8 protein-coding genes are annotated in these 6,429 nt (G+C 49.3%); 4 read left to right on the top strand and 4 right to left on the bottom strand.

The window, feature by feature from the left end:
* Positions 1 to 109 precede the first annotated feature (109 nt).
* Together gpt and Q0231_RS13755 are read right to left on the bottom strand one after the other, a co-directional pair.
* Positions 110 to 607, bottom strand: coding sequence for a xanthine phosphoribosyltransferase (gene gpt, locus Q0231_RS13760; RefSeq protein WP_299348217.1), 498 nt, complete (start codon positions 605 to 607; stop codon positions 110 to 112).
* Positions 608 to 618: 11 nt separating this feature from the next.
* A complete protein-coding gene (locus tag Q0231_RS13755; RefSeq protein WP_299348214.1) occupies positions 619 to 1,377 on the bottom strand; it encodes a molybdopterin-binding protein in 759 nt (252 codons plus the stop codon).
* A 91-nt stretch (positions 1,378 to 1,468) separates the two neighbouring features.
* Here Q0231_RS13755 and sfsA point away from each other — a divergent pair, with 91 nt between their 5' ends.
* From sfsA to radC, 3 genes are read left to right on the top strand one after another with little or no spacing between them, the layout of a single operon-like run.
* Entirely contained in the window at positions 1,469 to 2,179 is a 711-nt protein-coding gene (gene sfsA, locus Q0231_RS13750; protein WP_299348212.1) for a DNA/RNA nuclease SfsA, read from the top strand.
* A 29-nt stretch (positions 2,180 to 2,208) separates the two neighbouring features.
* Positions 2,209 to 3,039 (top strand): type I methionyl aminopeptidase, encoded by an 831-nt coding sequence (gene map, locus Q0231_RS13745; RefSeq protein WP_299348210.1) that lies wholly within the window; start codon positions 2,209 to 2,211, stop codon positions 3,037 to 3,039.
* Entirely contained in the window at positions 3,039 to 3,770 is a 732-nt protein-coding gene (gene radC, locus Q0231_RS13740) for a DNA repair protein RadC (protein WP_269393916.1), read from the top strand. Before map ends, radC begins: the two co-directional genes overlap by 1 nt.
* 5 nt (positions 3,771 to 3,775) lie before the next feature.
* Here the strand turns inward: radC and Q0231_RS13735 are convergent, their stop codons facing one another.
* Both Q0231_RS13735 and Q0231_RS13730 read right to left on the bottom strand, forming a co-directional pair.
* The gene (locus Q0231_RS13735) at positions 3,776 to 4,975 is read right to left on the bottom strand and encodes a GNAT family N-acetyltransferase (RefSeq protein ID WP_269393915.1); all 1,200 of its coding nucleotides are present in this window, start codon (positions 4,973 to 4,975) and stop codon (positions 3,776 to 3,778) included.
* A gap of 115 nt (positions 4,976 to 5,090) precedes the next feature.
* Positions 5,091 to 5,828: a cytochrome c biogenesis CcdA family protein gene (locus Q0231_RS13730; RefSeq protein ID WP_299348206.1), complete on the bottom strand. Its 738-nt coding sequence runs from the start codon at positions 5,826 to 5,828 to the stop codon at positions 5,091 to 5,093.
* Positions 5,829 to 6,030: 202 nt separating this feature from the next.
* Between Q0231_RS13730 and Q0231_RS13725 the strand changes: the two genes are divergently transcribed.
* Positions 6,031 to 6,429: ribulose-phosphate 3-epimerase (locus tag Q0231_RS13725; protein ID WP_299348203.1), on the top strand; the 399-nt coding region annotated here is incomplete at its 3' end.

The following is a 6,429-nucleotide window of genomic DNA, read 5'->3' as shown; positions in this document are numbered from 1 at the left end:
CCTCCATTACGGGGGGCGCGAACGTCGTTGCTGTGCGGGGTTGTGTCATCGTTTGATCCAATTGAGCGGCGATGCCGCAAGCCATTCGAAGAAGGTCTGCTTGGCGTCCCTAGTCGGTCCCACGGTAGGGTTCGACATATTGCAGCGCCATGTCCCAAGGAAAGAAAATCCAAGTGTCTTGGCTGACTTCGGTGATAAACGTGTCCACCTGTGGACGCCCTTTTGGTTTTGCATAAACCGTTGCAAAATGGGCTTTTGGCAAAAGATCGCGCACCACTTTGGCCGTTGTGCCTGTATCCACCAAATCATCGATGATCAACACCTTGGTATCAGCGCTTGCATCCAGGGCTAAAATGTCTGCTGCAATCGGCTTGAGAACTTTCAGCTCACCTTGATCCTTATTGTCATATGAAGCGACTGAAACACTTTCGATAACTCTAATGCCCAATTCTCGGGCGATGATCGCTGCTGGCACCAAACCACCACGCGTAATGCAAACGATAGCGTCAAATGGCCCCTCCGCGTTCAAACGCCAAGCCAACGCGCGAGAATCGCGGTGAAACTGATCCCAAGAAACTGGAAAACTCTTATTCTGTGGTGCGCTCATGGCATGCCTCTTTAAATCTTCAATTTGCTCTGCGTTGCCGCAGCAATAATTTCGCGCACCTTTTGTGTCGCTTCGTCCAATGAGGACTTGTCTGATGACCGCAAAACAATCTGCGTCATATAATGATCAGACCCCATTTGCGGGTAAGAACCAATTTTGACCGTTGGGTAAGAAATTTGCAATGCCGCAAGTGGTTCAGAAAGCGAACTTTCCCCAACCTGTGAGTCGCAAGAGGCACTAAACACTTCAATTCCGGTTTTTAGGGTGGGCGCAATTGCTTCAAACATGCCTTGCATGATCTTTGGCACCCCAGCCATCACATAGACATTGTCCATTTTTATTCCTGGTGCACCCGAAACCGTGTTGGGAATCAGCTCACCACCCTCAGGGATACGCGCCATGCGCAGCCGTCCCTCGTTCATCGGATAGTCCGTAAACCGATCTTGCATCATCTTGATGGCACGATCGTCCACGTTTAGGGGCACACCAAACGCCGCAGCAATACCATCGGCTGTGATGTCATCATGCGTTGGCCCAATGCCACCGGTGGTGAAAAGATAGGTGAATTTCGTGCGTAATGCGTTCACCGCGTCAACAATTTCGGGAATTTCGTCTGCAATCACCCGCACTTCGCACAGATCAATATTTAAGTCTGCACAGAAATCAGCCACCGTACCAATGTTTTGGTCCTTTGTGCGGCCCGACAGAATTTCATCACCGATCACCAGCATGCCAGCGGTAACACGTTCATTCGTTGAATTCTTGCTCATAAGCTCACCCATTCTTTGCTTGACTGAATGGCCGACGCCAACAACAATTGCAAGCCTCTTGTGAACACCCACCAACCTCTCGGAGATCCCATTGCACCTTCCATCGCCGCTAATTCGCGGCACGCTGGTCCAGCGCTACAAACGTTTCCTTGCTGACATTACGTTGGAAAACGGCGAGTTGATCACCGCGCATTGTGCAAATCCAGGCGCAATGCTCGGTTTAAACATGCCAGGACTGCCTGTTTATGTGTCCAAATCGGATAATCCGAAAAGAAGACTGAAATACTCGCTCGAACTGGTGGAACTCCCTACAGGATTAGTTGGCATAAACACGAACTATCCCAACAAAATCGTCGGCGAAGCACTATCCGAAAACGCCATTTCAGAACTTTCACCAGTTGATGACTTCAGAGCTGAAGTTAAATACGGTGAGAATTCCCGCATTGATTTTTTGCTAAACCAAGATGCAGGACGCAAAACCTATCTGGAAGTCAAAAACGTCCATCTGTCCCGAGGCGGCAAGCAAGCCGAGTTTCCTGACTGCGAAACAGATAGGGGCGTTAAGCACCTCAAAGAATTAGCAAATATGGTCGCCAACGGACACCGAGCGATCAATCTCTATCTGATCCAACGCACAGACTGTGACCATTTTTCATTTGCCGAAGACCTTGCCCCCAAATATGCAGCAGCAGCCAAAGAAGCTCACACTGCAGGTGTTGAATTCTTGTGCTACGATTGCCAGATCAATTTGGAACAAATTTGCATCGCCTCAAGGCTTCCAATTTCAATGCCTACCGGTTAGTTTGCGCGCAAAGCAAACTGAGAAGAACAATGGTCACATACGCATCTGCCAATCCAAATCAAAAACGCACCCCCGGTATAATTCCTCTTCACGGTGAAGAGGGATTTGAAGGAATGCGCAAAGCAGGTGCCCTCGCCGCACAAGCGCTGGACCTTATGTATGAGCACGCCAAACCCGGTGTAACTACAGCGGCACTTGATCGTTTGGCCTTTGAGTTCGCAAAGGACAATAACGCGGTTCCGGCCACACTGAATTATCGCGGGTACCGCCATTCAATTTGCACAAGCATCAACCATGTTGTGTGCCATGGCATCCCAAACGAGAAGCCCCTCAAAGAGGGCGACATCGTCAACATAGACATCACTTTAATTGTCGATGGCTGGCACGGCGATACAAGCCGCATGTACCCCATTGGCGCAATCTCACGCAAAGCCGAGCGCCTGATTGAGGTTACATATGAAAGCCTTGCCCGCGCACTTGAAGTGGCCAAACCCGGCAATACAACTGGTGACATTGGCGCCGCAATTCAGTCTTACGCAGAAGCTGAGCGCACATCCGTCGTTCGAGATTTTGTCGGCCATGGCCTTGGCCGCCTATTCCACGACGAACCAAATATCTTGCATTTTGGCACCCCAGGCTCAGGACCTGAACTAAAACCGGGCATGATTTTCACGATCGAACCAATGCTAAACTTGGGTCGCCAGCACGTAAAAGTACTGGCTGACGGCTGGACCGCGGTAACGCGTGACCGCACATTATCCGCACAATGCGAACACTCCATCGGCATCACTGAGCACGGCTGCGAGATATTTACTCAAAGTGCAAAAGGCTTGTTTAACCCACTTGAGGCAAGTCGGTAATGAGCGACAAGCCAAGGACTCCAGACAAACCAAACACGTCCGGCATGTCTGAGGCACCCCAACCTCATTTCCACGGGCATCGCGATCGTTTGCGTGCGCGTTTTCAGTCATCAGGCGCTGAAGGCATGCAAGACTATGAGTTGCTAGAGCTTTTGTTGTTTCGCCTTTTGCCACGTCGCGACACCAAACCCATAGCCAAAGCACTAATGGAGCGATTTGGCAGCTTTTCTGAGGTGTTATCTGCCCCGCCAGCATTGTTGCAAGAAATTGACGGACTAGGTCCCTCAGCCGCAACAGATCTGAAAGTCATCCTGGCAGTTGCACAACGCTTTTCTAAGTCCAAAGTTCCAGCGCGCCCAACGTTGGGTTCGTGGTCGGAGCTTTTGGACTATTGCCACGCGCAAATGGCATATGAAAGCAAAGAACAATTCCGCATACTTTTTCTGGACAAAAAGAACAAACTCATCGCTGACGAGGTGCAACAAATTGGCACAGTAGACCATACTCCGGTCTATCCTCGTGAGGTCATAAAACGTTCACTTGAGTTATCAGCTACGGCCCTAATTTTGCTACACAATCACCCTTCCGGTGACCCCACTCCGTCGAATGCCGACATTCAAATGACGCGCGCGATTGACGAAATTGCGAAGCCTTTGGGAATCACTTTGCATGACCACGTCATTATTGCAAAAGATGGTCACGCCTCAATGCGCGGTTTGAAGCTGATCTAAGGCGACTATGTGCGCAAAATCGGTGGTAAGACGCCGCGAATTGCTTTGTAGTAACCAAACAGAACGCTATTGCCTTTCACCAGCATCTTGAGACGTTCCAAACTAGCCTTTGCCGCAAAAAACACCCAACCTTTGAATGTTCTTGGCAAAAAACGACTGGTCACTGGTACCAATTCATTGCACCAGCGCTTTTTTTCATATGATTCGCCGACACCAATATCGACCATGGTAAAGCTATCCTTACCCAGTTTTTGGCGCAGAATCTCCAATACACACTGGTTGCCTGGCGACCCCGCCAATATGTCGTCGTCCACACTCATGGAAGAGACAAGCATGAACAAGTTGTTTTGGTGAGCAACACAGTAACGCACTGATATAACTTCTTCATTCAAGCGGAGTGCATACAAAAGGGGGCGGACGGATTTCGATTTAGAGAACAAATCAGAATAGACGTCGCGCACTTCTTTTTTCGTGAATGGATCTTCGATACCAAGTTGCTCAAAGCGTTTGCGCTTTTGCTCAAACATCACTTGCAGCACATGTTCCGCTTGGTCAACTTGTGCAATTTCAACCAAATCAACTGCGCCCAAGGCGTCAAGCTTTTGACGATGTTGCTTGTCGCGTCTCCTGCGTTTTCGATCGCGCCGCGATTTGTCACATTCTTCCCAACTATCAAAGCGTACCCTGAATATGTGATCACACACGGAACTCTTGCCCACACCCTCAAATGCCACAAACTCAGTATCGGCACCTTCAATTAGCCCAGGCAAATACAAAACATCTGATACTGGCAGCGCGGCAACCACACTTTGCCAAAACGCTTCACGCTGACTTTCGCTCAGGCGCTCAAACAGATCGTGATTCATCAAAGGGCCATTGCACGCAACATGATCGCCCACAAACCATGTGAGAATTGTTACACCCAACTTCTTGCTCATCGCCAACGGTAAAACCATCAACGGCTGTTTGCCCAAATATGCAGTCACATAAAACTGTTCTTGCTTTGGAACATTTGTCGCTTCGACCCACGAACGCACAAAATCAAAGGATTGTCCGGGCGAGGACAAACCAAATGCCTCAAGCGCGCGCCATTGAGGCTCAACATCATATAAGTTTGAGCTTACCGAAAACATCGGATTCCATCCAGCCGGAACAACAGCACCAATGCGTTCCTCATGAACGTCTTGTTGATTGTCAGAATACATCTGCACTTAGCTCCACATAAATATTGGAGCATCCTCGCTCAAAACACTTAAAACCTTTGCACAAGTTAGCAAACGACTCGGCTTTGGCGGCAATCATTTGGCTTTAGGGTTAATTCTATCCAAAACTCTGCAAAACTGGAAATGTCTCGAGCAACCAAAAACTGATGCGAGTGAAATCTCCCGTGAGAAAAAGTATGCCGGTAATCACCAAAAACCCACCCATTACTTTTTCAACCATTCCAAGGTTCTTCTTAAATTTAGAGAAGAAACTCATAAAAGGTCTAACGGCCAAGGCAGCCAAGAAAAACGGCACACCTAACCCAAGTGAATAGACCGCCAAAAGCCCAGCACCCTGCCATGCCGTTTCTGAGCTAGCGGCGACTGGCAATATTGCTGCGAGAATTGGTCCGATACAGGGGGTCCAACCAAGAGCGAACGCAAGTCCCAGCAAATATCCGCCCAAGGGACCAGATGCTTTTGAGGGTCCATCGAACTTTGCTTGGCGGTACAAAAAACCAATTTTTAGAATGCCAAGGAAATGCAATCCCATCACAATGATCGCGATCCCCGCAAGCGATGTGAGCCAGGAAAGGGATGAGCGCAGCATCTCTCCGAACAAGGTTGCCGTGGCGCCCATGCCAACAAAAATGGTCGAAAACCCAAGAATGAAGAAAAACGAAGTCATCACGGTGCGCCACCATACGGCGCTGCCTGTGCTGCCCTCGCGACGGATTTCTTCAAACGTCGTCCCGCCCATATAGCTCAAATAGGGCGGCACAAGGGGCAAAACGCAAGGCGATAAGAAGCTCAAAACGCCGGCACCAAAAATCACAGGTATGCTCAAAGAAATCATAATGGCTCCAATCCCCCTTCTAATGCCCCATCATATTGTTGGGCGCAAGCACCTCACTGTCGCACTCAAGGGATTGTGATTCTTGTTGAGAATCGCCAAAAAACCATGAATTCAGCTTCATTCTCCCTTCGGCCAATTGGCAGCGCCAAAAACATGTGCTAACCCGCGCCCCATAACCTCCTTTGATATATTGGACAGCGTGATGACCGACTTGCCTATCAAGATCGCCCCTTCCATTCTTTCCGCCGACTTTGCACGTCTTGGCGAAGAGGTAAAAGCAATCGACGACGCCGGATGCGAATGGGTCCATGTGGACGTGATGGATGGTCATTTTGTGCCCAACATCACAATCGGGCCAATGATTGTCGAAGCAATCCGCCCTGTAACAAAAAAGATACTCGACGTGCATTTGATGATTTCACCTGCCGATGCTTATCTTGAAGCATTTGCCAAAGCGGGTTCCGACATCATCACCGTACACGCCGAAGCTGGTCCACACCTTGATCGCTCGTTGCAGGCCATCCGCAATTTGGGTAAAAAAGCTGGTGTTTCTCTAAACCCTAGCACCCCCGTTTCTGCGATTGAAAACGTGATTGATCGG

The organism is uncultured Maritalea sp. (assembly GCF_937139385.1).
GTDB lineage: Bacteria > Pseudomonadota > Alphaproteobacteria > Rhizobiales > Devosiaceae > Maritalea > Maritalea porphyrae_A.
The sequence above is the reverse complement of the archived record's forward strand: the minus strand, read 5'-3'. Positions and strand labels throughout refer to the sequence as shown.